Source organism: Streptomyces sp. NBC_01298 (assembly GCF_035978755.1).
Classification (GTDB): Bacteria; Actinomycetota; Actinomycetes; order Streptomycetales; family Streptomycetaceae; genus Streptomyces.
The window spans coordinates 7,167,221-7,188,142 of record NZ_CP108414.1 but is presented as its reverse complement, the minus strand read 5'-3'; the positions used below and the strand labels follow the sequence as shown (position 1 = coordinate 7,188,142).

Here is a 20,922-nt window from a genome sequence, read left to right as displayed (position 1 = left end):
AGATCCGAAAGCTACGGCCTAGACCGGGGCCCGCAGGGCAGCGGCCAAAGCCGTCGGCGCCTCCACCAGGGACGGGCCATACCAGGTCAGGTGGCGGCCGTCGACGAAGGCGGCGGGGATACCGGGGAAGGCCTCGGGCCCGTCCCCGGGCGTGAAGCGGTACGGCTCGTCCGGGAACACCACCAGTTCGCAGCCGGCGGCGGCCAGCTCGGCCGCCGGGATCCCGGGGTAGCGCTCCGCGTGCCCGGCATAGGCGTTGCGCACGCCGAGGCGGGCCAGCAGGTCCCCGGCGAAGGTGTCGCGCCCCAGCACCATCCAGGGCCGGCGCCAGATGGGCACGAAGGCCGTCCGCGGCGGTCCGGCGGGCTCCACGCGGGCCCACGCAGCCTCCGCGTCCGCCAGCCACCCGGGCCGCTTCAGCCCCATGGCGCCCACGAGCACCCGGTCCAGTTCGGTGAGGGCCTGCGGGAGGTCCCGTACCTCGGTGACCAGCACCTCCAGCCCCGCCTCCCGCAGCGCGGCCAGGTCCGGAGCCCGGTTCTCCTCCTCGTTGGCGAGGACCAGATCCGGGCGCAGCTCCGCTATCGCCCGTACGTCGGGGTTCTTCGTCCCCCCGACGCGCGCCACGCCCTCCAGAGCGGCGGCCGGATGCGTGCACCAGTCGGTCACCCCGACCAGCGCCCCGGGCGCGCTCACGGCCACCGCCTCGGTCAGGGACGGCACCAGCGAAACGACGCGCACGGTCACCGCCCCGGTCACCGTCCCGGTCACTGTCCGGGCGAGGGCGGCTCGGAGGTCGCGTGGATGTGCTCGCCGACCGCGACGATCAGGATCCGGGTGTCCTCGGTGACGGCCCGCCAGCGGTGGCGCACCCCGCCGGACAGGAACAGCGCGTCGCCGTTCTCCAGCCGGTACGCCCGCCCCTCGGCCTCCACCTGGCAGGCGCCCGAGACCACGTACATCAGCTCGTCGTTGCGGTGCTGGTACTCGCGGCCCGCGTCCTGGTCCCCGGTGAACTCCAGCGCGTGCAGCTGGTGGTGCCCGCGCACGAGGGGCCGTACGCCGGGAACGGGGGTCAGCGCGGACTCGTCGCCGGCCCGTACGAGGTCCACCGTACGGGCGGTGTCGGAAGCGGCCAGCAGATCGACGGCCGTGGTCTCCAGGGCGTCGGCGACCCGCTCCAGGGACCGCATGCTGGGCCGGGCCCGCTCGTTCTCTATCTGGCTCAGGAAGGGGACCGACAGCCCGCTGCGCGCGGACACCGCCGCGAGGGTCAGCTGCAGGGCCCGGCGTCTCTTGCGCACGGCCACGCCCACCCGCAGCGGTTCCTTGGACTCCTTGTCCCGATCCCGCTCCTTGTCGTCCGCGCCGATCGTCGCTCCGCGTCCGTTCTTGCCGTCGGTGCCGTCCCTGTCGTCCATGGCGGGGCTGCCCTCCCCTTGTCCCGGTCGGTCCGTCGCACATCGCGCGTCGCACATCGCACATCGGTGTGCTGTAAGCACCTTACGCAGCAACCGGCCCCGGTTTCGCGTTCACGAGCAGAGCAGGCCGCACCCGCGCCACTTTCCGTTTGCCCTCGGTGCATCATCGTGACCGTGACGACGACACGACGCCTGATGCTCCTGGACACCGCTTCCCTCTACTACCGCGCGTACTTCGGCGTGCCCGATTCCGTGAAGGCCCCCGACGGCACTCCGGTCAACGCCGTCCGCGGCCTGCTCGACTTCATCGGCCGCCTCGTGCAGGACCACCGCCCCGACGACCTGGTGGCCTGCATGGACGCCGACTGGCGTCCCCACTGGCGGGTGGAACTGATCCCCTCCTACAAGGCCCACCGGGTCGCGCAGGAGACGGAGAGCGGCCCCGACGTCGAGGAGACCCCGGACACCCTGGCCCCGCAGGTCCCGATCATCGAGGCGGCCCTGGACGCCTTCGGCATCGCCCGGGTGGGTGTCGCCGGGTACGAGGCCGACGACGTGATCGGCACCCTGACCGGCCGCGCCACCGGCCCGGTGGACATCGTCACGGGCGACCGCGACCTGTACCAGCTGGTCGACGACGCGAAGCGGCGCCGGGTCCTGTACCCGCTGAAGGGCGTGGGCACCCTCCAGGTGACCGACGAGGCCTGGCTCCGCGAGAAGTACGGGGTGGACGGCCCCGGCTACGCCGATCTGGCGCTGCTGCGCGGGGACCCGAGCGACGGCCTGCCGGGCGTCCCCGGCATCGGCGAGAAGACGGCGGCGAAGCTGCTGGACGCCTACGGGGATCTGGCCGGAATCATCGCGGCGATCGAGGACCCCAAGTCGAAGCTGACCCCCACCCAGCGCAAGCGGCTGGACGAATCGAGGCCGTATCTGGCGGTTGCCCCGAAGGTGGTCCAGGTCGCCTCGGACGTTCCGCTTCCGCCGTTCGACCCGGCGCTCCCGGCCGCTCCGGCACAGCCGGATCTGGTCGCGGCGCTCGCGCACAGGTGGGGCCTGAGTGGGGCAGTGGAACGTCTGGGCAGCGCACTTCGCCTTTGAGGTGCTAACTTAGGTAATCCTAAGCTTCACGGAGTCAGGGTCGGAGAGTCAGGGAGACGTCGTGGCAGAAGGACGAGCCCGCAAGGTCGGCACCGCGGTGGTCGTGCGGACCGAGCGGTTGAGTCCGCACATGGTGCGGATCGTGCTGGGCGGTGCGGGTCTGGCCGGATTCGGCGCGGGCAGGTTCACCGACCACTACGTGAAACTGCTCTTCGCACCGGAGGGAGTCACCTACACCACCCCCTGGGACCTGGACCGGATCAAGGCCGTCCACCCCCGCGAGGAATGGCCGCGCCAGCGCGCGTACACGGTGCGCGCCTGGGACCCGATCCTCCTGGAACTGACCCTCGACTTCGTGGTCCACGGCGACGAGGGCCTGGCCGGCCCCTGGGCCGCCCGCGTCCAGCCGGGTGAACTCGTACGCTTCCTCGGCCCGGGCGGGGCCTACGCCCCGGACCCGGTGGCCGGCTGGCACCTGCTGGTCGGCGACGAGAGCGCGCTGCCGGCGATCGGCGCGGCGATGGAGCGGATGCCCGCCGGGGCGCGGGTGCACGCGCTCGTGGAGGTCGAGGGCCCGCTCGACGAGCTCGAGATCACCACCCCCGACGGCATCGCCCCGGTCTGGATCCACCGCGGCTCCCGCCCGATCGGGGAGGCGCTGGCCGAGGCCGTCCAGGCCCTGGCCTTCCCCTCCTCCGACGTACACGCGTTCGTGCACGGCGAGGCCGGCTTCGTCAGATCGCTGCGCCACCACCTGCGCGTCGAGCGCGGCATCCCCCGCGAGCGCCTGTCCATCTCCGGCTACTGGCGCCTGGGCGAGACGGACGAGGGCTGGCGCGCGATCAAGCGCGACTGGAACGCGGAAGTCGAAGCCGAACAGGAACGCCCCCTGGCAGCCGCCACGTCCTGACCCGGCGGCGCGGATCGTTGCCCCGTCTGTGACGGAGTGGGGCGCGGGCCAGCGGGTCAGGCACGCTCCGTACCATCCATAGGTGATCAACCCGTTCTTCCACACACCCAGACGCCGCTTCATCACCCTGGCCATGCTGGCTGCCGTTGTCGCCTTCGGGTGGTACGCCGTTCAGCCGGTCTATCCGCGATGCACGATCCACTCAGCGGTCGGCTCGGGGGGCCTCGTGTCCGCTGTCACCTCGGCGGAGGAGATGGAAGCCGTAGCCGGGCAGGCTTACGAGGATGCCTTGGCCGCCGGCGCGTGCGGACCATCACACGCCCGATTCCGAGACTGGATTGGCTGACCTGAGCCCGCAGCCGGTCCCTCGTCACCTAATCCGTAGGCGGTGACGAGGCTCGGGTTCCCCTGAGTACCGGTCTTCCGGTCCGGCGGGTGCTCTTCGGCTTCGAGGTCGGGTTGTGGGACCGGCGGCCTGGTTGCACAGCGCCGCGTCTAGCGCGTGTCCTCAGCACGGGCCAGCGGTTCGGCTTCTTGATTGCGCGTGGGCAGTCGCGATTACGCCGGGCCGGAAGGAGGCGTGCGCGGGCCTCCCGCCTGGCCTCGGTGAACGAGCGGGTGTCGTGCCCAGATAGGCGACCTTGCCGTCCTTGGTGAAGGTGATGACGCGGTAGATCACGTGCCGGGGCAGAGTCCGGCCCTCTCGCGCGGCTCGGAGTCGGACCTCCTTGCCTGGTCGCGCCATCGACAGATACGAGCTGTCCGGTAGTTCTTCCTGAGCGGTGCCGAGATGGTTGGACTGGAGCCTGACCAGCAGATCCGCGCCCGCCACGGTGAAGACGTGCGCGAACTCGACCGACCAGAAGCCGCGGTCGGCGATGACCAGGTCGCCGGGGCCGGTGGAGCCCGCCAGCGGGTAGGCGAGGCTGCGTTCTCCGTCGCGGTAGCCGCCGAGGCGAGCGTCGAGGACTCCGTGCGTCCCGATCTCGGCGAGGACCACCGCCCTGACCTGGGGGAAGCCGAAGGGGACGCCGCCGGTGGTGGAGGGGCCGTCGAAGGTGTCGCCGTTACTCGTCGAATCCGGAAGATCGAACTGGGTGCCGTCCAGGGCGAGGAGCCGCAGTCCTCGCCACCATGCGCCGGGCGCGGCCGGGGCGGCGAGCGGGCCGGCCACCTGGCGGAACACGGTCTCCAACACGTCCTCGCCGAGGCGGGCGCGGGCCCGGCACAACGATGACCGGTTCACCCGTGCGAGAGCGTGGCTGCCCGGGATGCCGCTGGTCAGTACCCGCAGCACCTCCTCGTACGACTCCCGGGCGAACAGACACAGGGCCAGGACGAAGTACACGACCAGCCTCGCCGGCAGGAGTCGGCGGCGCCGCTCGGCACGGTCGTGCTTGGCTATCGCCGCGTCGACCAGCTCGGCCGTGAACACCTTCGTCAGAATCCCGATCCGCACCCGCCGGCCGCGCCCCACCCCGTCACACGCAGGCAACGATCCCCGCAGCTCTAAGGCAACTGCATGGGCCCGGGCCGGCCCCCGTATCCGGCGGCGAGGGACGAGCCGCAGCGCGGGATCACCCGTTCGGCGGCACAATGGGCCCATGCGTACGCTCCGCGCATTCACGGCAGCCGGAGCAGCCGCCCTCCTGGCCTCGGCCGGGACCGCGACCGCCGCCCCGAGCCCGCCGCCCGCGCCCACCGCCCAGCTCACGGACGCCCAGGTCGACACGGCCGTGCGGAGCCTCGACGCCACCGTCGCCGAGATGATGCGCCGCACCGGGGTTCCCGGCGTCTCCGTCGCCGTCGTCCACGACGACGAGGTGGTCTACCTCAAGGGCTTCGGCCTGCGCCGCGTAGGGGACCCGGCCGCGGTGGGCCCCGACACCGTCTTCCAGATCGCCTCGCTCTCCAAGCCGGTCTCCTCCACCGTCGCCGCCGGGGTCCTCAAGGACCCGGCCGACTTCGACCGGCACGCGGAGCTGCCCGGCTTCGCCCTCAAGGACCCGTGGGTGACCTCCCACGTCACCACCGCCGACCTGCTCTCCCACCGCAGCGGCCTGCCCGACCACGCCGGCGACCTCCTCGAAGACCTCGGCTACGACCAGGCGTACATCCTCGACCACCTGCGCCTGGCGCCCCTGAGCCCCTTCCGCGCGGGCTACGCCTACACCAACTTCGGGTTCACGGCCGCCGCCGAGGCGCTCGCCCGCTCCCGCGGCACCACCTGGCAGAAGCTCAGCGCCGACACCCTCTTCAAGCCCGCCGGCATGACGCACACCAGCACCGGGTTCCAGGCCTTCGTCGACGCCCCCGACCATGCCGCCACCCACGTCAGGAACGCGGACGGCACCTGGAGCCCCCGCTACGTCCGCGACCCCGACGCCCAGGCCCCCGCCGGCGGAGTGAGCAGCACCGCCCGCGACATGTCCCGCTGGCTGCGGCTCCAGCTCTCCGGCGGCACCCTCGACGGCAAGCGGATCATCCCCGCCGACACCCTCGCCCGCACCCACCTCCCCGAGATCGTGTCGCAGCCGCCCGCCTCCCCCACCGGCCGCACCGGGTTCTACGGGCTGGGCTGGAACGTCAACTACGACGACGCGGGCCGCCTGCGCCTGAGCCACTCCGGCGCCTTCGAACTCGGCGCCAACACCAGCGTCGGCATGCTCCCGCTGGAGGAGCTCGGCATCGTCGTCCTCACCAACGGCGCCCCCGTCGGCCTCCCCGACGCCATCGCCGCCGACTTCTTCGACACCGCCGAACACGGCAGGGCCACCACCGACTGGCTGGCCCTGACGGGCGCCCTCTACGCGCGGATCAACGCGGAGGGCCGCTCCCCCACCGACTACGCCCACCCGCCCACCGGGGCGAAGCCGGCCGGGAAGGACTCCACCTACGCCGGCACCTACGACAACCCCTACTACGGCAAGGCGACCGTGGCGGCCACGAGCGAGGGCAAGCTGACCCTGTCCCTCGGCCCGGAGCCGATGGTCTTCCCCCTCACCCACTACGACGGGGACACCTTCAGCTACGAGACCACCGGCGAGAACGCGGTCGGCCGCACCGGGGTGTTCTTCTCCCCCGCCGACCGCACGGTCCGCATCGAGCACCTGGACGCCGACCACCTCGGCACCTTCACCCGGGGCTAGGCCGCGGGTGACGACCCGGGCCGCGGGTGACGACCCGGGCCGCCGGTGCCGACCCAGCCGCATAGCCTGTACCCGGTGAAGCGCAGATCCCACATCCCCGACGCGCCCCTGCCCCAGGTCTCCGGCATCGACCCGGTCCGCATGCGGCTGCCCCCCGACCCGGACGGGACCTGGCCGGACCTCGGCTCCTACCTCACGGCACGCTACGAGGGCACGCGCGGCGCCCAGTCCATGGCCCGCCTGCTCCAGGACGGCCGGGTGCTGGGCCCCGGCGGCCGGGTGCTGCGGCCGCAGGACCCGTACGAGCCCGGCGCCTTCCTGTGGTTCCACCGGGACATGCCGCCCGAGCCCGTGGTGCCCTTCCCCATCGGGGTCGTCTACCGCGACGAGCACCTGCTGGTGGCCGACAAGCCGCACTTCCTGGCCACCACCCCGCGCGGCAGCCACGTCTTCCAGACGGCCCTGGCCCGGCTCCGGGTGGAGCTCGGCCTGCCCGCGCTGAGCCCCGCGCACCGGCTGGACCGGATGACCGCCGGACTGGTGCTGTTCAGCATCCGCCCCGAGGACCGGGGCGCCTACCAGCTGATGTTCCAGGAGCGGCGGATCCGCAAGGAGTACGAGGCGCTCGCGCCCCACGACCCGGCGGTGGAGTTCCCCCGGACCCTGCGCAGCCACATCGAGAAGGTCCGCGGGGTGATGGCGGCCACGGAGGTCGCGGGCGCCGAGCCCAATGCCGAGACCCTGGCCGAACTCATCGCGGTCAAGGGGGACACCGGGCGCTACCGGCTGACCCCGCACACCGGGCGCACCCACCAGCTGCGGGTCCACATGAACAGCCTGGGCCTGCCGATCCTGGGCGACCCGGTCTATCCGGTGGTCCGCGACCCGGCGCCCGACGACTACCGGCGCCCGCTCCAGCTCCTGGCCCGCACCCTGGAGTTCACCGACCCCGTCACCGGGATCGCACACCGCATCGAGAGCGGCCGCACCCTGCGGGCCTGGGACGACCGGCCCGGATGGGAAGAGGGATGCGAGGAACCGAGGACTCCCTAGCGGGGGACGTCCGCGATCCGCAGCGCCGCGTCGGCGGTGGCCTCCGCGAAGGCGGCCACCGGGCGCCCCGGATCGGAGCGGTGGATCAGCATCACGCCTTCGATGAGCCCGAAGACCAGGTCGTTGCGGAGCACCAATCCAGCCTTGTCACCGGCGAGTTCGACTCCGACGCGGGTCCCGTCGAGCAACTCCCGGTAGATGTCCTTGAGTTCCTGTCGCATCCGGCGAAAGCGGGCGAAGCGCGCACCGGCGACCTCGGGCAACAGGTAGAGCGCGCCCAGGTTGTACGGACCGCCGCACAGCAGCATCACGTCCGAGCGGCACAGCTCCCAGAGCCGGCGGCCGGCGGGCCGGTCCGCTTCCCCGGCCAGCCGGCGGGCCAGTTCCAGGGAGGGCGCGACCGTGGACTCCAGGAGTTCGGCGAGGAGTTCCTCCTTGCCGGCGAAGTAGTGGTACATCGTGGCCTGGCGCATTCCGGCCCGTTCGGCCACGGCCCGCGTGGTCGTCGCCGCGTACCCCTTCACCGTGAACAACTCGGCCGCCGCGTAGAGGAGTTCCTCGCGCGGCGGCCGCCCGCTCGCCGGTCTCAGCTGATCGGCGCGCGGCCGACCGACCCGTCTCGGCCCGTCATCCGTTCCACCAGTCATGGCCCGATTTTCCCACGGGACACGCCGAAGCGATCATGGCAAGAGATGAGATCCGGCCATGACCGCCTCTAGAGGAACCTACAAGTCCGGCTACCCTACCGAGCTGTAGGCCACCACACCGCGCAGCAGCGCGTCCACGGCCTTGCGGGCGTTGCGGGCCACGGTGCTCCCGCCCTCCGAAGACGGCGGCGCCGAAGAGGAAGGCGCCGCGGCGGCCACCTGCCCCAGCACGTCGATGACCTGCTTGCACCAGCGCACGAAGTCACCGGCCGGCATCTCCGCCTCGCGCAGCACCTCGTCCAGGCTCTTGTCGGAGGCCCACTGGTACACCGCCCACGCGAAGCCGAGGTCCGGCTCGCGCTGGCCCACGCCCTCCGCCTGGTTGATGCCGTGCTCCTCCTCCAGCGCGTCGAGCCGGCCCCAGATGTGGACCATCTCGCCGAGCGCGGCCTTCGCCGCGCCGCCCGGCACCTTCGGCGCGACCGCGTCGTCGGACTGCCGGGCCTCGAAGACCAGCGCCGAGATGCAGGCCGCCAGTTCGGCCGGGCTCAGCCCCTCCCAGACACCGGCCCGCAGGCACTCCGACGCCAGCAGGTCGAGCTCTCCGTAGAGCCGCGCGAGGCGCCGCCCGTGCGGGGTCACCTCGTCCTCGCGCAGGTAGTCCAGATCCGTCAGCAGCGCGTGGATCCGGTCGAAGGTGCGGGCGATGGTGTTCGTCCGACCCTCGATGCGCTGCTCCAGCTGCCGCGTGTCCCGCTGCAGCCGGTGGTAGCGCTCCGCCCAGCGCGCGTGGTCCTCGCGCTCGTCGCAGCCGTGGCACGGGTGCGCCCGCAGGGCGGTGCGCAGCCGCGTGATCTCCCGGTCGTCGGCCGCGGCCGCCCGGCCGCCCCGGTGCCGCTCCACCGTGATGTGCCCGGCCTTGCTCCGCAACTGGGACGCCAGGTCCCGACGGGACTGCGGGGAACGGGCGTTGAACGTCTTGGGGATCCGCATCCGCTCGATGGCCTCGACCGGCACCGGGAAGTCGATCCCGGCGAGCCGCTTGACCTGCCGCTCCACGGTGAGCACCAGCGGGCGCGGGCCCTCGGTGTACTCGTACCCGCGGTGCCCGTTGGACCGCCCGGCCGGCACGCCCGGGTCCAGCACCAGGGCCAGCCCGGCGAACTTGCCCGTCGGCACGTGGATGATGTCGCCCGGCTTCAGCTTCTCCAGCGAGGTCGCCGCCTGCGCCCGCCGCTGGGCGGCGCCCTGCTTGGCCAGGTCGTTCTCACGGTCCTTGAGGTCGCGGCGCAGCCGCGCGTACTCCTCGAAGTCCCCCAGGTGGCAGGTCATGCCCTCCCGGTAGCCGTCCAGGCCCTCCTCGTTGCGCTGCACCTGCCGGGAGATCCCGACGACCGAGCGGTCGGCCTGGAACTGCGCGAAGGAGGTCTCCAGCAGCTCGCGCGAACGGTGCCGCCCGAACTGCTGGACCAGGTTGACGGCCATGTTGTACGAGGGCTTGAAGCTGGAGCGCAGCGGATACGTACGGGTACCCGCGAGCCCGGCCAGGCCCGCCGGGTCCATGCCCCGCTGCCACAACACCACCGCGTGGCCCTCGACATCGATGCCGCGCCGCCCGGCCCGCCCCGTCAGCTGCGTGTACTCACCGGGGGTGATGTCGGCGTGCTGCTCGCCGTTCCACTTGACGAGCTTCTCCAGGATGACCGTGCGCGCCGGCATGTTGATGCCCAGCGCCAGGGTCTCGGTCGCGAAGACGGCCTTCACCAGACCCCGTACGAACAGCTCCTCGACGACCTCCTTGAAGGTGGGCAGCATGCCCGCGTGGTGCGCGGCGATGCCCCGCTCCAGGCCTTCGAGCCATTCGTAGTAGCCCAGGACGTGCAGGTCCTCGGTGGGGATGGACGCGGTCCGCTCCTCCACGACCTCGCGCACCTTCAGGCGCGCGGTGTCGTCGTTGAGCCGCAGCCCCGCGTACAGGCACTGCTGGACGGCGGCCTCGCAGCCGGCCCGGCTGAAGATGAAGTTGATGGCGGGCAGCAGCCCGTCGCCGTCAAGCCGGGCGATGACCTCGGGACGCGAAGGGGTCCAGATCCGGCCCCGGGAGCGCCGCTCGCGCTCGCGGTCGGCCTCGCGGACCATCTTTCCGCGCCGCCGGTCCTTCGGGCTGTACCGGCTGCTGTTCTCCTCCCGCGCCATCCGCAGCAGGTCGGGGTTGACCTCGCGGCGCGCGGAACCGCGGCCGCCGTGGTCGGACCCCTCCTCGAACAGGTCGTAGATCCGTCGGCCGGCCATGACGTGCTGCCACAGCGGTACGGGCCGCTCCTCGGAGACGATCACCTGGGTGTCGCCGCGCACGGTGTCGAGCCAGTCGCCGAACTCCTCGGCGTTGGAGACGGTGGCGGAGAGCGAGACCAGGGTCACCGACTCGGGGAGGTGGATGATCACTTCCTCCCAGACGGCTCCGCGGAACCGGTCGGAGAGGTAGTGCACCTCGTCCATCACCACGTAGCCCAGACCGTTCAGCGCCTGCGAGCCCGCGTACAGCATGTTGCGGAGCACCTCGGTGGTCATGACGACCACCGGGGCATTGGCGTTGACGCTGTTGTCACCGGTGAGCAGGCCGACCTTGTCGGCGCCGTAGCGCTTGGCGAGGTCGGCGTACTTCTGGTTCGACAGGGCCTTGATGGGCGTGGTGTAGAAGCACTTGCGGCCCTGTTGGAGCGCCAGGTGCACGGCGAACTCGCCGACGATGGTCTTGCCCGAGCCGGTCGGCGCGGCGACCAGGACGCCCTTGCCGGCCTCCAGTGCCTTGCAGGCCTCGATCTGGTAGGGATCCAGGTCGAATTCGTACATCTCACGGAAGGGCGCCAGGGCGGAGGCCTCTTCGGCGGCGCGGATCCGGGCAGCGGCGTACCGCTCGGCGGGAGAAAGTTCTTCGGTCATCTTGTCTTCGAGCCTACCCGCCGCCCCTGACAACAGTCGCGATCTTTTGCGCGGGCCCGGACCGCCTACGCCAGGAGCCGCAGGGCCGCCGGGACGCACTCGGCGCTCACCGGGAGCGGACCCAGCGGCTCGCCGTCCGCGTAGGCCGTGATGCCGGCCGCCTCCAGCGTCACCTTCGAAGCCCGGTGCACGGTCACCTTCGGATGGTCGAGGTGGGTGCCCTTGTAGACCCGGGGGAACACCTTCAGCAGGGTGGTGCGGCTGCAGTCGCCGACGACGGTGACGTCGAAGAGCCCGTCGTCGGGCACGGCGTCCGCGCATATCCGCATGCCGCCGCCGTAGGAGGAGCCGTTGCCGACGGCCACCAGCGTGGCCTCGGTCTCCAGGACCGGGCCGCCGTCCAGGGTGATCCGGTACGGGAAGGGCCGGAAGGCGGCCAGTTCCAGCGCCATCGCCAGGTCGTACCTGAACCGGCCGGCCGGCAGCCGCATCCGGTTGCCCCGGTCGTTGACCCGCGAGTCGAAGCCGGAGCACAGCACGGTCCCGTACCAGGTACCGCCGGAACCGCCCCGAACCCCGTCCCCCGCAGCTACCCCGCCCACCCGGCCGAGGTCGATCTCGCGGACCCGGCCCTCCTTGAGCGCCTCGGCGGCCAGCCGGCCCGCCCGCGCGGGTTCCCGTACGGGCAGTCCCATCGCGCGCGCGAAATCGTTCCCGGTGCCCACCGCCACCACCCCGAGCGGCACCTCCGTGCCCGCGAGCGCCTGCAGGGCGAGGGAGACCATCCCGTCGCCGCCGACCGCGATCACCGCCCCGGTGCCCTCGCGCACGGCGGTCCGCAGCCGGGCCAGGGCGTCGGGGGCATCGCCGCCGACGACGCTGCGCACCGAGAAACCGGCCTCACGAAGCGCGGAAGCGGCCGGCTGCGCGGCGTGCGCGGCCCGGCCGCTTCCGGCGGTCGGATTGACGAAGAGGGTGATCTCAGCACTCACCCGCGGGAATGTACCCGTCGGGGCGGACCCTCGTCGATCAGGTGGCGTCGTCGTAGCCGTTGATCCGCTGGCGTCCGCCGTCGGCCTGCTCGGGCAGGGCGCCCGGGGCCGCCACGGGCTCGACCGCGCCCACGGTCGCGGGGGTCAGGTCCACCTCGGAGGCCTCGTCGTCGTCCAGGCCGGCGTCGGGGTTGTTGCGGGCCCGCCTGCGGTCGTTGAGGTAACAGACCAGCAGCGCGATGAAGTACAGGGCGACGATCGGCGCGGCCAGCGCAAGCATCGTCAGCGGGTCACCGGTGGGCGTCGCGAACGCCGCGAAGATCGTGATGCCCAGCACCATCGCCCGCCACCAGCTCGCCAGCCGCTTGGCGGTCAGCACCCCGGTGACGTTGAGCAGGATCAGCAGCAGCGGCAGCTCGAAGGCCAGGCCGAAGACCACGATCATGCGCGTGATCAGGTCGAGGTAGTCGTCGACCGGCAGCAGGTTGCTCGCGTTCTCGGGGGTGAACTCCAGCAGGATCACCGCGGTCTGCGGCAGCACCTTGTACGCGAGGACCGCGCCCGCGCCGAACAGCGGAGCACCGACCGCCACGAAGCCCACGGCGTACTTGCGCTCGTGGTTGTGCAGCCCCGGGGCCACGAAGGCCCACAGCTGGTACAGCCACACCGGCGCGGAGAGCACAACACCGGCGGTCAGGGAGACCTTCAGGGCGATGGAGAACGGCGCGATGAGGCCGTTGACCGTCATGGCGGCGCAGGGCTTCCCGTTGCGCTGCGCGACCACGCCGTTGGCGCAGCCGACGGAGTCCAGGATCGGCTTCATCATGAAGTCGATGAGGTCCTTGTAGAAGAACGCGGCCACGATCGTGATCACGAGGATCCCAAGAACCGCCTTCATCAGCCGGTTTCTCAGCTCACGCAGGTGCTCGACAAGGGGCATCCGCCCTTCGGCGTCCTTCGCCTTCTTGTCCAGCTTCTCCTGCTTGCGGGCAGACTTGAGCAACCCACGTCCCTTGTCTCGTTGCAGTTGACTGATGCGGGCGCGACCGGAAGACCGGCCGCCGTCAGCCCTGCGTGGTGTGGTTGGGCTCGTTCACGGGGCGGGCGCTGGTCACGTCACCGGGCGAGGCCTGGATCGTGCGCGGGGCCGTGGCCTGCTGCTGGGGCGCCGGGTCGGCGACGGAAGCGGCGGTGGCGGCGTCCTCCGCCTCCCCCTCCTTCTTCATCGCCTTCGCCTCGCTCTTGAGGATGCGGGCGGACTTGCCGAGCGAGCGGGCCATGTCGGGAAGCTTCTTGGCACCGAACAGCAGGAAGATCACGGCGACGATCAGGAGGATCTCGAGGGGCTTCAGGTTGCCGATCATGTGTGTCTTCCTTCTCACCGAAACGGCTGGTTGTGGTAGTCGAGACGGCTCTGACCGAGATCGGTGAGCCGTTCTGACATGGATCGTAACCCCCGGGGGTTAACGCCTGGCAATGCCCTGGGGTATCACCGCCTACGTGGTCAGACAGTACGACGGTTACCCGGCGATGGCTATGGCCGCACGGAGCGCCCGGCCCTGGCCAGGCCCGTAGCGGCCTGCTCCAGCTCCGCGGAGGCCTCCGCGATCCGGCGCCCGGCGTCCGCGACCTGGACGGAGAGCCTGCGCACCTCCACGAAGACCCGCACGGCGAGCACGGCGAGCACGGCGAGCCCGAGGAAGCCCAGAGCGATTGCGAACATCGGCCACAGCATGCGACGAGCCTAGGCCACCGCGCGCCTCACACGCTGCGCAGGGTGCTCACGCCGCCGCCCGTCAGAAGTTCCACGATCCGCTCCCCGGCGGGCTTGCGGACCGCGGCCGCGCACTCGGGACAGGTGAAGGAGTAGAAGGTCGTACGCCGGCTGCCGCCGATGGCGAGGCGCAGGGCGCCCGCGTCCAGCTCGAAGCGGGCCCGGCAGTCGGGACAGGAGGCCTTGAACGCGACCGACATCGCGCGGATCCCCCCTCGGCCCCTCAGCCCCGGTCCCCGTCGTCGCTCTCCACGGCCCCGCCCTCATAGGCGGCGAGTGCCTCCCGGGCCGCCCGGCGGGCGCTGTCCGCCAGCTCCACGGGGGCCACGATCCGCCCCTCCCGGCCCAGCCGCAGCGCCAGGCGCCGCAGCGAACCCGGATCGGGGGTGCGCAAGGTGATCCGCAGACCCCCCTCGGGCAGCTCCTCCGCACTGTCGTGCGGGTAGTACTCCGCCACCCAGCGCCCGCCGGGACCCACCTCGACCACGACCTCCGGATCCTCGGCGGCCGGCTGCACCAGCCCCTCGGACAGATCGCGGGGCTCGATGGCCGGCGGCTCGGCCCGCTCGTCGAGCAGCCGGATCTCCGCCACCCGGTCCAGCCGGAAGGTCCGCCGCGCCTCGGAGAGGTGGCACCACCCCTCCATGTAGGTGTGCCCGACGGCGAACAGCCTGATCGGGTCGACCTTGCGCTCGGTGAGCTCGTCGCGCGCCGGCGAGTAGTAGCGCAGCCACAGGCGGCGCCGCTCGGCGATGGCCCGGTCCACGTCGGCGAAGACCCCGCCCTCGGACTCGAAGGTCACCGACAGCCGGGAACTGGCCCCGGCGACCTCGCCCGCGGCCGCCTCCAGCTTCGCGGTGGCCCGCAGCAGTGCCTGGCGGTCCCCCTCGCGCAGCCCCGGCAGCGTGGCCACGGCCCGGGCGGCCACCAGCAGCGCCGTCGCCTCGTCGGCGGCCAGCCGCAGCGGCTCCGCGGTGGACTCCCCCGAGGCGTCGGGGTTGCGCCACCAGATGCGCTCCCCGTCGGTGTCGATGTCGAGCAGGTCACCGCCCCGGAAGCTGGTCCCGCACATGGGCAGCACGTCGAGGTCCGAGATCAGCTCGTCCTCGGTGATCCCGAAGGCCCGGGCCACGTCCGCGACGTGCGCACCCGGGCGCTCGCGCAGGTACGTCACCAGGGACAGCATCCGGCGCGTCTGGTCGATGGCGTTGGCAGCCATGCTGGTACGTCTCCCCCTCAGGGCGTTGCTCACTGATCTTGCCCGGGTCCACCCGGTCCACCCGGTCCACCCGGTCTACCCGCTCCCGCACGGCTCCGCGCGGTCCGCGCCATCGCGCCGTCCACGCCGTCCGCGCCGTCCGCGCCGTCCGCGCCGTCCGCCAGGCCGGCCCTAGCCCTTGGCCACGGCCCGCAGCCGGTCCACGACACCCGCCCGCAGGTCCGCCGGCTCCAGCACCACGACATCGGGGCCGAACTCCACCAGCCAGGCGTCCAGCCCGTGCCCGTACGGGATCTCCAGCTCGTCCCAGCCCTCGCCACCGGCCCCCTCGCGCACCGCCGTGGCCCTGGACCGCAGCGGATAACCCGCCCCCGCCCGCAGCCGGATCAGCGCGGAGCGCTCCGCGCTCTCCCCGGCCCAGCTCGCCACGGTCTCCCGCACGGTCACCACGTCCGGGACCTCGGCGGTGTACTTGGCGGCCCGCGAACGGACCTTGCCCGTGATCCGGGAGAGCCGGAACACGCGCTCCGCCCCGCGGTCCCGGTCGAAGCCCGCCAGGTACCAGTGGCCGCGCCAGCACTCCAGCGCCCACGGCTCCACCTGCCGCGTCTCGGGACGCGCCGCCGTGGACTTGCGGTAGTCGAAGACCACCGGCCGGCGGTCGCGGCAGGCCAGCATCAGCGGCTCGAAGGCCGCCTCGTGCACCGGGATCCGCGGTTCGATCGCACTGTGCTGGCCCTCGTACGGGTCCGAGGCCTCCGGCATGCCGCCGGCCCGCAGCTTCTGCAGCGCGCCACTGGCCGCACCGGCGAGCCGGGCCTGCTGCCACACCTTGGCGGCGAGCCCCAGGGCCGCGGCCTCCTCGGCGTCCAGCGCCACGGGCGGCAGCCGGTTGGAGTCACGACGGGCCAGGTAGCCCGTGTCGCCCTCCAGGTTCTCCACGGTCTCGATGACCAGCCCGAGTTCCCGCAGATCGTCCTTGTCCCGCTCGAACATGCGGTTGAAGGACTCGTCGTTCCCGGCTTCCATGTAGGCCTCGATGGAGCCGCGCAGTTCCCGCTTGCTGAGCGGCCGGCGCGTCCCCAGCAGACACAGCGCCAGATTCATCAGCCGCTCGGCCTTGGCAATCGCCATCGACGCCCATCCGCCCTTCCAGACCTTCGAGTCGTGTCCCCGGTACACCCTCGTGACCGCTGACCGTACCGCCCCGGCGGTCCAGGGCAAAAGCGAGGGCCCCTGCCTTGAAGGCAGGGGCCCCACACGCTTTCACAGCGGATCGATCAGGCGCCCATCAGGTCGCACACGAAGATCAGCGTCTCGCCCGGCTTGATGGCAGCGCCGGCGCCACGGTCGCCGTAGGCGAGGTGGGCCGGGATGACCAGCTTGCGGCGGCCGCCGACCTTCATGCCCTGGATGCCCTGGTCCCAGCCGGAGATGACCTGGCCGATACCGAGCTGGAACTGCAGCGGCGCGCCGCGGCCCCAGGAGGCGTCGAACTCCTCGCCGGTCGAGTAGGCCACGCCCACGTAGTGGACGGAGACCCGGGAACCGGCCTTGGCCTCGGCGCCCTCGCCCTCCCAGATCTCCTCGATCACGAGGTCCGCCGGGATCGGGAAATCAGGGAAGTCGATCTCGGGCTTCTCGAGCTTGTCGCTCACGGAACTGCTCCTCAAAAACTTACGAACAGGGGGACAACCTGGACAGTCTTACACCACGGCCAGGATGTCGAGGCTGAAGACCAGCGTCGAATTGGCCGGGATGGTGCCCTGCTCCTTGTCGGCGAAACCCTGGTCCGGCGGGATGACCAGCAGGATGCGGCTGCCGGTCTTCTTGCCGACGATCCCGTCCTTCAGGCCCTTGACCTGGAGCTCCGCCAGCGGCCACGTCACGGACGCCCCGGTGGCGTACGTGCTCTCGAAGGTCTTGTCGTCCTTCCACGTCTTGCCGTGGAACTTGACCACCACGCTGTCGGTGTCCTTCACGACCGCGCCGTCGCCCTCCAGGACGTAGTTCGACACGAGCTTCGTCGGCGCCGCGACGTCCTTCGGAACGGCCACGGAGACTTCCTTGCCGTCCGTGTTCGTACCGACCTTCGGCAGGGCGGCGTCCGTCTGCGGGACCGCCTTGCCCGTGGCCGAAACCGGGATCGAGGTGCCCTTGACGATGTCCACGACGAAGACCAGCGTGGCGTTCGGCTTGATCTTGTCGCCCGAGCCCTGCTCGCCGTAACCGAGGTCCGGCGGGATCACGAGCTCCAGCCGGCTGCCGACCTTCTTGCCCAGCAGGCCCTGGTCCCAGCCCTTGATGACCTGGCCCTCGCCGACGGTCACGTCGAACGGCTTGCCCTTGCCGAAGCTCTGGTCGAACGGCTCCGTGCCGTCCCAGACCTGGCCGAGGTAGTTGACCTGGGCGATGTCGCCCTTCTTCAGCGCCGGGCCGTCACCCTCGCTGATGGTCACCACCTTCAGTTCCTTCGGCGGCTTCCCCTCCCCCTTCGACAGGGTGGGAGTCTCCCCGAACTTGGCACCCTTCGTGATCGCGGGCGCCCCGTTCTTCATCTGGGCGGAGTCGGAGCCGCTGTCGCCACAAGCCGCTGTCGACAGCAGCAGAAGGGGTACGACAAGCAGGCCGGCAAGTCGGCGCACGTGTTCCTCAGATCTCAGACGGCACATAGGTCGTCGCCACTCTAAGGCGTGGACAGGGCCCCGTACGAGATCCGTACGAGGCCCTGGCCAAGATCAGTGCGATGCGCGCGGCCCAACCGGCGCCCTGCGACTCCTCACATCCCCCTACATTCCCGCGATCAGCTTCTCCACCCGGTCGTCCACCGACCGGAACGGGTCCTTGCACAGCACCGTGCGCTGCGCCTGGTCGTTCAGCTTCAGATGCACCCAGTCGACCGTGAAGTCCCGCCGCTGCTCCTGCGCCCGACGGATGAAGTCACCGCGCAACCTCGCGCGCGTCGTCTGCGGAGGCACCGACTTGCCCTCGAAGATCTTGAGGTCGTTGCAGATCCGCGCCGCCTGCCCCTTGCGCTCCAGCAGGTAGTACAGCCCGCGCCTGCGATGGATGTCGTGATACGCGAGGTCTATCTGAGCCACCCGCGGATTCGACATCGTCATGTTGTGCTTCGCCCGGTACCGCTCGATCAGCTGGTACTTCATCACCCAGTCGATCTCGGTACCGATCCGGTCCAGGTCCTCCGCGTCGATCGCGTCCAGCGTCCGGCCCCACAGCTCCAGCACCTGGTCCACGACACCCGTACGGATGCCCCGGCGCTCCGCGAAGTCCACCGCCTTGTCGTAGTACTCCCGCTGGATCTCCAGCGCCGAGGCCTCCCGGCCGCTCGCCAGACGCACCTTGCGCTGACCCGTGATGTCGTGGCTGACCTCCCGGATCGCCCGGATCGGGTTCTCCAGCGTCAGGTCCCGCATCACCGTGCCCGCCTCGATCATGCGCAGCACCAGATCGGTCGCCCCGACCTTCAGCAGCATGGTCGTCTCGGACATGTTCGAGTCGCCCACGATCACGTGCAGACGCCGGTAACGCTCCGCGTCCGCGTGCGGCTCGTCCCGCGTGTTGATGATCGGCCGCGAACGCGTCGTGGCCGAACTGACACCCTCCCAGATGTGCTCGGCCCGCTGGCTCACGCAGTAGACCGCGCCCCGGGGCGTCTGCAGCACCTTGCCCGCACCACAGATCAGCTGCCGCGTGACGAGGAACGGGATCAGAATGTCCGCGAGCCGGGAGAATTCCCCGTGCCGGGCCACCAGGTAGTTCTCATGGCAGCCGTACGAGTTTCCCGCCGAGTCGGTGTTGTTCTTGAACAGATAGACGTCGCCCGCGATTCCCTCCTCGTGCAAGCGGCGTTCGGCGTCGACGAGAAGGCCTTCGAGAATGCGCTCGCCGGCCTTGTCGTGGGTGACCAGTTCGATCAGGTTGTCGCATTCGGGAGTTGCGTACTCCGGATGCGAACCCACGTCGAGGTAGAGGCGGGCGCCGTTCCGCAGGAAGACATTGCTGCTGCGGCCCCATGACACAACACGGCGGAAGAGGTAGCGCGCCACTTCGTCAGGAGACAGTCGGCGCTGTCCCCTGAACGTGCACGTGACGCCGTACTCGTTCTCCAGCCCGAAAATGCGGCGGTCCATGACTGAACATTACGCCTTCTGCTCTGTTCTGAAACCGAGTTCGCAGCCGCCGTTTCGATCATTTTCCCGACAGGCCACCCCGGCGACCGCCCGACACCCACCCGAAACGCGCCCCCCGCGCGCCCGCCACACGCCCGCCGGCCCGCCTAAGACCCCGTCACCGAAGCCTCAGCGGAACCCTCCAACGGCCCCGCCGACCCGGCCCCCGACTCCCCCGCCGGCCGCCCCGACACGGAACCCGCCACCGCACGGCTCGCACCCGGACGCGCCAGCACCCGCTGAGTCAGCGTCAGCACCAACAGCGCCGCCGCCCCCGCCACGCTCGCCACCGCGAACCCCGCCGCCGTACCGCCCCACTCCACCGAAGGACCCGCAGCCGCCGTACCCATCGCCGCACCCACCCCGAAGAACGTCACCAGCCACGAGAACGCCTCCGTCACCGTGCCCACCGGAGCATGCCGGTCCACCACGATGAACGCGCACGCCAGAGCCGGAGCCAGGAACACCCCCGCCAGCGCCGCGAACCCCGTCATCGCCACCACACCCGGCACCAGCATCAACGGCAGGTAACACACCGCCAGCAACGCCACCAGCAACCGAAGCCGCCGCTCCGGCGCCCCCGCCCACTGCCGCGCCCCGTACAGCACACCACCGAACAGCGCGCCCAGACCCAGCGCCGCCATCAGCCAGCCGTACACCGCCTGACCACCGTGCTCGTCCGCGTACGCCACACCCGCCACCGTGATCGACCCCAGCGCCGTCCCCACGAAGAAGAACGCCCCCAGCAACGCCAGCAGCCCCTTCGAACGGAGCGCCCCCAGCCAGTGCGCCTCACGCGGCTCCGAACGCCACGTGCGCGAAGGCTCCGACACCACCACCGACAGCGCCCCCAGCACCCCGATCCCGTTCAGCACCAGCAGCGCCACCGCCGGATCCCACAGCGCCACGCACAGCGTCACCAGCAGCGGCCCCACGGTGAACATGACCTCCTGGGCCACCGCGTCCATCGCGTACGCCGCGTGCACCCGCTCCTCCTTGCCGCCCAGCACGCTCGGCCACAGCGCCCGCAGCCCGCCCTCCAGCGGCGGCGTGAACAGCCCCGCCACCACCACCGCCGCGTACGCCACCACCACCGACCCCGTACCGGACAGCGCCAGCCACACCATGCCCAGCGCCGACACCACCGCGGCCGGCAACTGCACCCGCGGCTGCCCGAACAGGTCCACCGCCCGCCCCAGCAACGGCTGCCCCACCGCGTTCGACACCCCGTACGCGGCCGCGAGCGCCCCCGCCAGGCTGTAGCTGCCACCCTCCGCCCGGATGAACAGCACGATCGCGATCGGCCCCACCCCGTTCGGCAGCCGGCCTATGAGCGTGCCCACCAGCAGCCTCGCGGCATGCCGGGTCCTGAGCAGCTCCGCGTAACCCGCGGCCATGTCCGCCCCCTCTTCCGCCCGGACCCAGCCGGGAACCACCCAAGTAATACGTATAACGTGACCGGTCATACGTACCATGACCACAGTCGGACGGTCCACCCACCCGACCCCCACACCCCCCGTGAC

21 protein-coding genes are annotated in these 20,922 nt (G+C 71.3%); 5 read left to right on the top strand and 16 right to left on the bottom strand.

What is annotated here, in order from left to right:
* Positions 1–18 precede the first annotated feature (18 nt).
* Complete coding sequence (locus tag OG730_RS32655; protein WP_327309524.1) at positions 19–741, bottom strand: helical backbone metal receptor; 723 nt, start codon at positions 739–741, stop codon at positions 19–21.
* A 26-nt stretch (positions 742–767) separates the two neighbouring features.
* On the bottom strand, positions 768–1,421 hold the full coding sequence (locus tag OG730_RS32650; protein WP_389437506.1) for a helix-turn-helix domain-containing protein: 654 nt from the start codon (positions 1,419–1,421) through the stop codon (positions 768–770).
* Between the two features lie 195 nt (positions 1,422–1,616).
* Here OG730_RS32650 and OG730_RS32645 point away from each other — a divergent pair, with 195 nt between their 5' ends.
* From OG730_RS32645 to OG730_RS32635, 3 genes are all read left to right on the top strand, one after another.
* Positions 1,617–2,522: a 5'-3' exonuclease gene (locus tag OG730_RS32645; RefSeq protein ID WP_327309522.1), complete on the top strand. Its 906-nt coding sequence runs from the start codon at positions 1,617–1,619 to the stop codon at positions 2,520–2,522.
* A gap of 61 nt (positions 2,523–2,583) precedes the next feature.
* A complete protein-coding gene (locus tag OG730_RS32640; protein ID WP_327307591.1) occupies positions 2,584–3,432 on the top strand; it encodes a siderophore-interacting protein in 849 nt (282 codons plus the stop codon).
* 82 nt (positions 3,433–3,514) lie between these two features.
* Positions 3,515–3,778: a hypothetical protein gene (locus OG730_RS32635; RefSeq protein ID WP_327307590.1), complete on the top strand. Its 264-nt coding sequence runs from the start codon at positions 3,515–3,517 to the stop codon at positions 3,776–3,778.
* Between the two features lie 162 nt (positions 3,779–3,940).
* On the opposite strand, the gene OG730_RS32630 is transcribed toward OG730_RS32635, so the two are convergent.
* Positions 3,941–5,038 carry an IS4 family transposase gene (locus OG730_RS32630; RefSeq protein WP_327307589.1) on the bottom strand — a complete coding sequence of 366 codons (1,098 nt, stop codon included), beginning with the start codon at positions 5,036–5,038 and terminating at the stop codon, positions 3,941–3,943.
* Between OG730_RS32630 and OG730_RS32625 the strand changes: the two genes are divergently transcribed.
* Both OG730_RS32625 and OG730_RS32620 read left to right on the top strand, forming a co-directional pair.
* Entirely contained in the window at positions 5,037–6,581 is a 1,545-nt protein-coding gene (locus tag OG730_RS32625; RefSeq protein ID WP_327307588.1) for a serine hydrolase, read from the top strand. The two genes, OG730_RS32630 and OG730_RS32625, sit on opposite strands and share 2 nt — an antisense overlap.
* 75 nt (positions 6,582–6,656) lie before the next feature.
* Positions 6,657–7,634 (top strand): RluA family pseudouridine synthase, encoded by a 978-nt coding sequence (locus OG730_RS32620; protein ID WP_327307587.1) that lies wholly within the window; start codon positions 6,657–6,659, stop codon positions 7,632–7,634.
* On the opposite strand, the gene OG730_RS32615 is transcribed toward OG730_RS32620, so the two are convergent.
* The 13 genes from OG730_RS32615 to OG730_RS32555 form a co-directional block, all read right to left on the bottom strand.
* On the bottom strand, positions 7,631–8,281 hold the full coding sequence (locus OG730_RS32615; RefSeq protein WP_327307586.1) for a helix-turn-helix domain-containing protein: 651 nt from the start codon (positions 8,279–8,281) through the stop codon (positions 7,631–7,633). The genes OG730_RS32620 and OG730_RS32615 overlap by 4 nt on opposite strands.
* A 90-nt stretch (positions 8,282–8,371) precedes the next feature.
* The gene (locus OG730_RS32610) at positions 8,372–11,224 is read right to left on the bottom strand and encodes a DEAD/DEAH box helicase (RefSeq protein ID WP_327307585.1); all 2,853 of its coding nucleotides are present in this window, start codon (positions 11,222–11,224) and stop codon (positions 8,372–8,374) included.
* A gap of 65 nt (positions 11,225–11,289) precedes the next feature.
* Positions 11,290–12,216 carry a diacylglycerol kinase gene (locus OG730_RS32605; protein WP_327307584.1) on the bottom strand — a complete coding sequence of 309 codons (927 nt, stop codon included), beginning with the start codon at positions 12,214–12,216 and terminating at the stop codon, positions 11,290–11,292.
* A 37-nt stretch (positions 12,217–12,253) separates the two neighbouring features.
* Positions 12,254–13,219, bottom strand: coding sequence for a twin-arginine translocase subunit TatC (gene tatC / locus OG730_RS32600; protein ID WP_327307583.1), 966 nt, complete (start codon positions 13,217–13,219; stop codon positions 12,254–12,256).
* Positions 13,220–13,280: 61 nt separating this feature from the next.
* The gene (tatA, locus tag OG730_RS32595; RefSeq protein ID WP_243334040.1) at positions 13,281–13,580 is read right to left on the bottom strand and encodes a Sec-independent protein translocase subunit TatA; all 300 of its coding nucleotides are present in this window, start codon (positions 13,578–13,580) and stop codon (positions 13,281–13,283) included.
* 170 nt (positions 13,581–13,750) lie between these two features.
* The gene (locus OG730_RS32590) at positions 13,751–13,951 is read right to left on the bottom strand and encodes a hypothetical protein (RefSeq protein ID WP_243334039.1); all 201 of its coding nucleotides are present in this window, start codon (positions 13,949–13,951) and stop codon (positions 13,751–13,753) included.
* A gap of 26 nt (positions 13,952–13,977) precedes the next feature.
* Positions 13,978–14,190 carry a CpXC domain-containing protein gene (locus tag OG730_RS32585; RefSeq protein ID WP_327307581.1) on the bottom strand — a complete coding sequence of 71 codons (213 nt, stop codon included), beginning with the start codon at positions 14,188–14,190 and terminating at the stop codon, positions 13,978–13,980.
* Between the two features lie 23 nt (positions 14,191–14,213).
* Positions 14,214–15,209 (bottom strand): helix-turn-helix transcriptional regulator, encoded by a 996-nt coding sequence (locus OG730_RS32580; protein WP_327307580.1) that lies wholly within the window; start codon positions 15,207–15,209, stop codon positions 14,214–14,216.
* 171 nt (positions 15,210–15,380) lie between these two features.
* Positions 15,381–16,343 (bottom strand): helix-turn-helix transcriptional regulator, encoded by a 963-nt coding sequence (locus OG730_RS32575; RefSeq protein WP_327307579.1) that lies wholly within the window; start codon positions 16,341–16,343, stop codon positions 15,381–15,383.
* Between the two features lie 146 nt (positions 16,344–16,489).
* Positions 16,490–16,867, bottom strand: a complete 378-nt coding sequence (locus OG730_RS32570; RefSeq protein WP_327307578.1) for an FKBP-type peptidyl-prolyl cis-trans isomerase — start codon at positions 16,865–16,867, stop codon at positions 16,490–16,492.
* Between the two features lie 48 nt (positions 16,868–16,915).
* Positions 16,916–17,854, bottom strand: a complete 939-nt coding sequence (locus OG730_RS32565; protein WP_327307577.1) for an FKBP-type peptidyl-prolyl cis-trans isomerase — start codon at positions 17,852–17,854, stop codon at positions 16,916–16,918.
* Positions 17,855–17,998: 144 nt separating this feature from the next.
* Positions 17,999–19,360 carry a Pup--protein ligase gene (pafA, locus tag OG730_RS32560; protein ID WP_053678744.1) on the bottom strand — a complete coding sequence of 454 codons (1,362 nt, stop codon included), beginning with the start codon at positions 19,358–19,360 and terminating at the stop codon, positions 17,999–18,001.
* 146 nt (positions 19,361–19,506) lie between these two features.
* Positions 19,507–20,796, bottom strand: coding sequence for an MFS transporter (locus OG730_RS32555; protein WP_327307576.1), 1,290 nt, complete (start codon positions 20,794–20,796; stop codon positions 19,507–19,509).
* Between the last annotated feature and the right edge of the window lie 126 nt (positions 20,797–20,922).

Excerpts from the sequence above, each read along its gene's own strand:
- OG730_RS32645 (WP_327309522.1), top strand. The coding sequence starts at position 1,617 with ATGCTCCTGGACACCGCTTCCCTCTACTACCGCGCGTACTTCGGCGTG.
- OG730_RS32575 (WP_327307579.1), bottom strand. The coding sequence starts at position 16,343 with ATGGCGATTGCCAAGGCCGAGCGGCTGATGAATCTGGCGCTGTGTCTG.
- OG730_RS32610 (WP_327307585.1), bottom strand. The coding sequence starts at position 11,224 with ATGACCGAAGAACTTTCTCCCGCCGAGCGGTACGCCGCTGCCCGGATC.
- OG730_RS32590 (WP_243334039.1), bottom strand. The coding sequence starts at position 13,951 with ATGCTGTGGCCGATGTTCGCAATCGCTCTGGGCTTCCTCGGGCTCGCC.
- OG730_RS32650 (WP_389437506.1), bottom strand. The coding sequence starts at position 1,421 with ATGGACGACAGGGACGGCACCGACGGCAAGAACGGACGCGGAGCGACG.
- OG730_RS32615 (WP_327307586.1), bottom strand. The coding sequence starts at position 8,281 with ATGACTGGTGGAACGGATGACGGGCCGAGACGGGTCGGTCGGCCGCGC.
- OG730_RS32625 (WP_327307588.1), top strand. The coding sequence starts at position 5,037 with ATGCGTACGCTCCGCGCATTCACGGCAGCCGGAGCAGCCGCCCTCCTG.
- OG730_RS32555 (WP_327307576.1), bottom strand. The coding sequence starts at position 20,796 with ATGGCCGCGGGTTACGCGGAGCTGCTCAGGACCCGGCATGCCGCGAGG.
- pafA (WP_053678744.1), bottom strand. The coding sequence starts at position 19,360 with ATGGACCGCCGCATTTTCGGGCTGGAGAACGAGTACGGCGTCACGTGC.
- OG730_RS32580 (WP_327307580.1), bottom strand. The coding sequence starts at position 15,209 with ATGGCTGCCAACGCCATCGACCAGACGCGCCGGATGCTGTCCCTGGTG.
- tatA (WP_243334040.1), bottom strand. The coding sequence starts at position 13,580 with ATGATCGGCAACCTGAAGCCCCTCGAGATCCTCCTGATCGTCGCCGTG.
- OG730_RS32585 (WP_327307581.1), bottom strand. The coding sequence starts at position 14,190 with ATGTCGGTCGCGTTCAAGGCCTCCTGTCCCGACTGCCGGGCCCGCTTC.
- OG730_RS32630 (WP_327307589.1), bottom strand. The coding sequence starts at position 5,038 with ATGGGCCCATTGTGCCGCCGAACGGGTGATCCCGCGCTGCGGCTCGTC.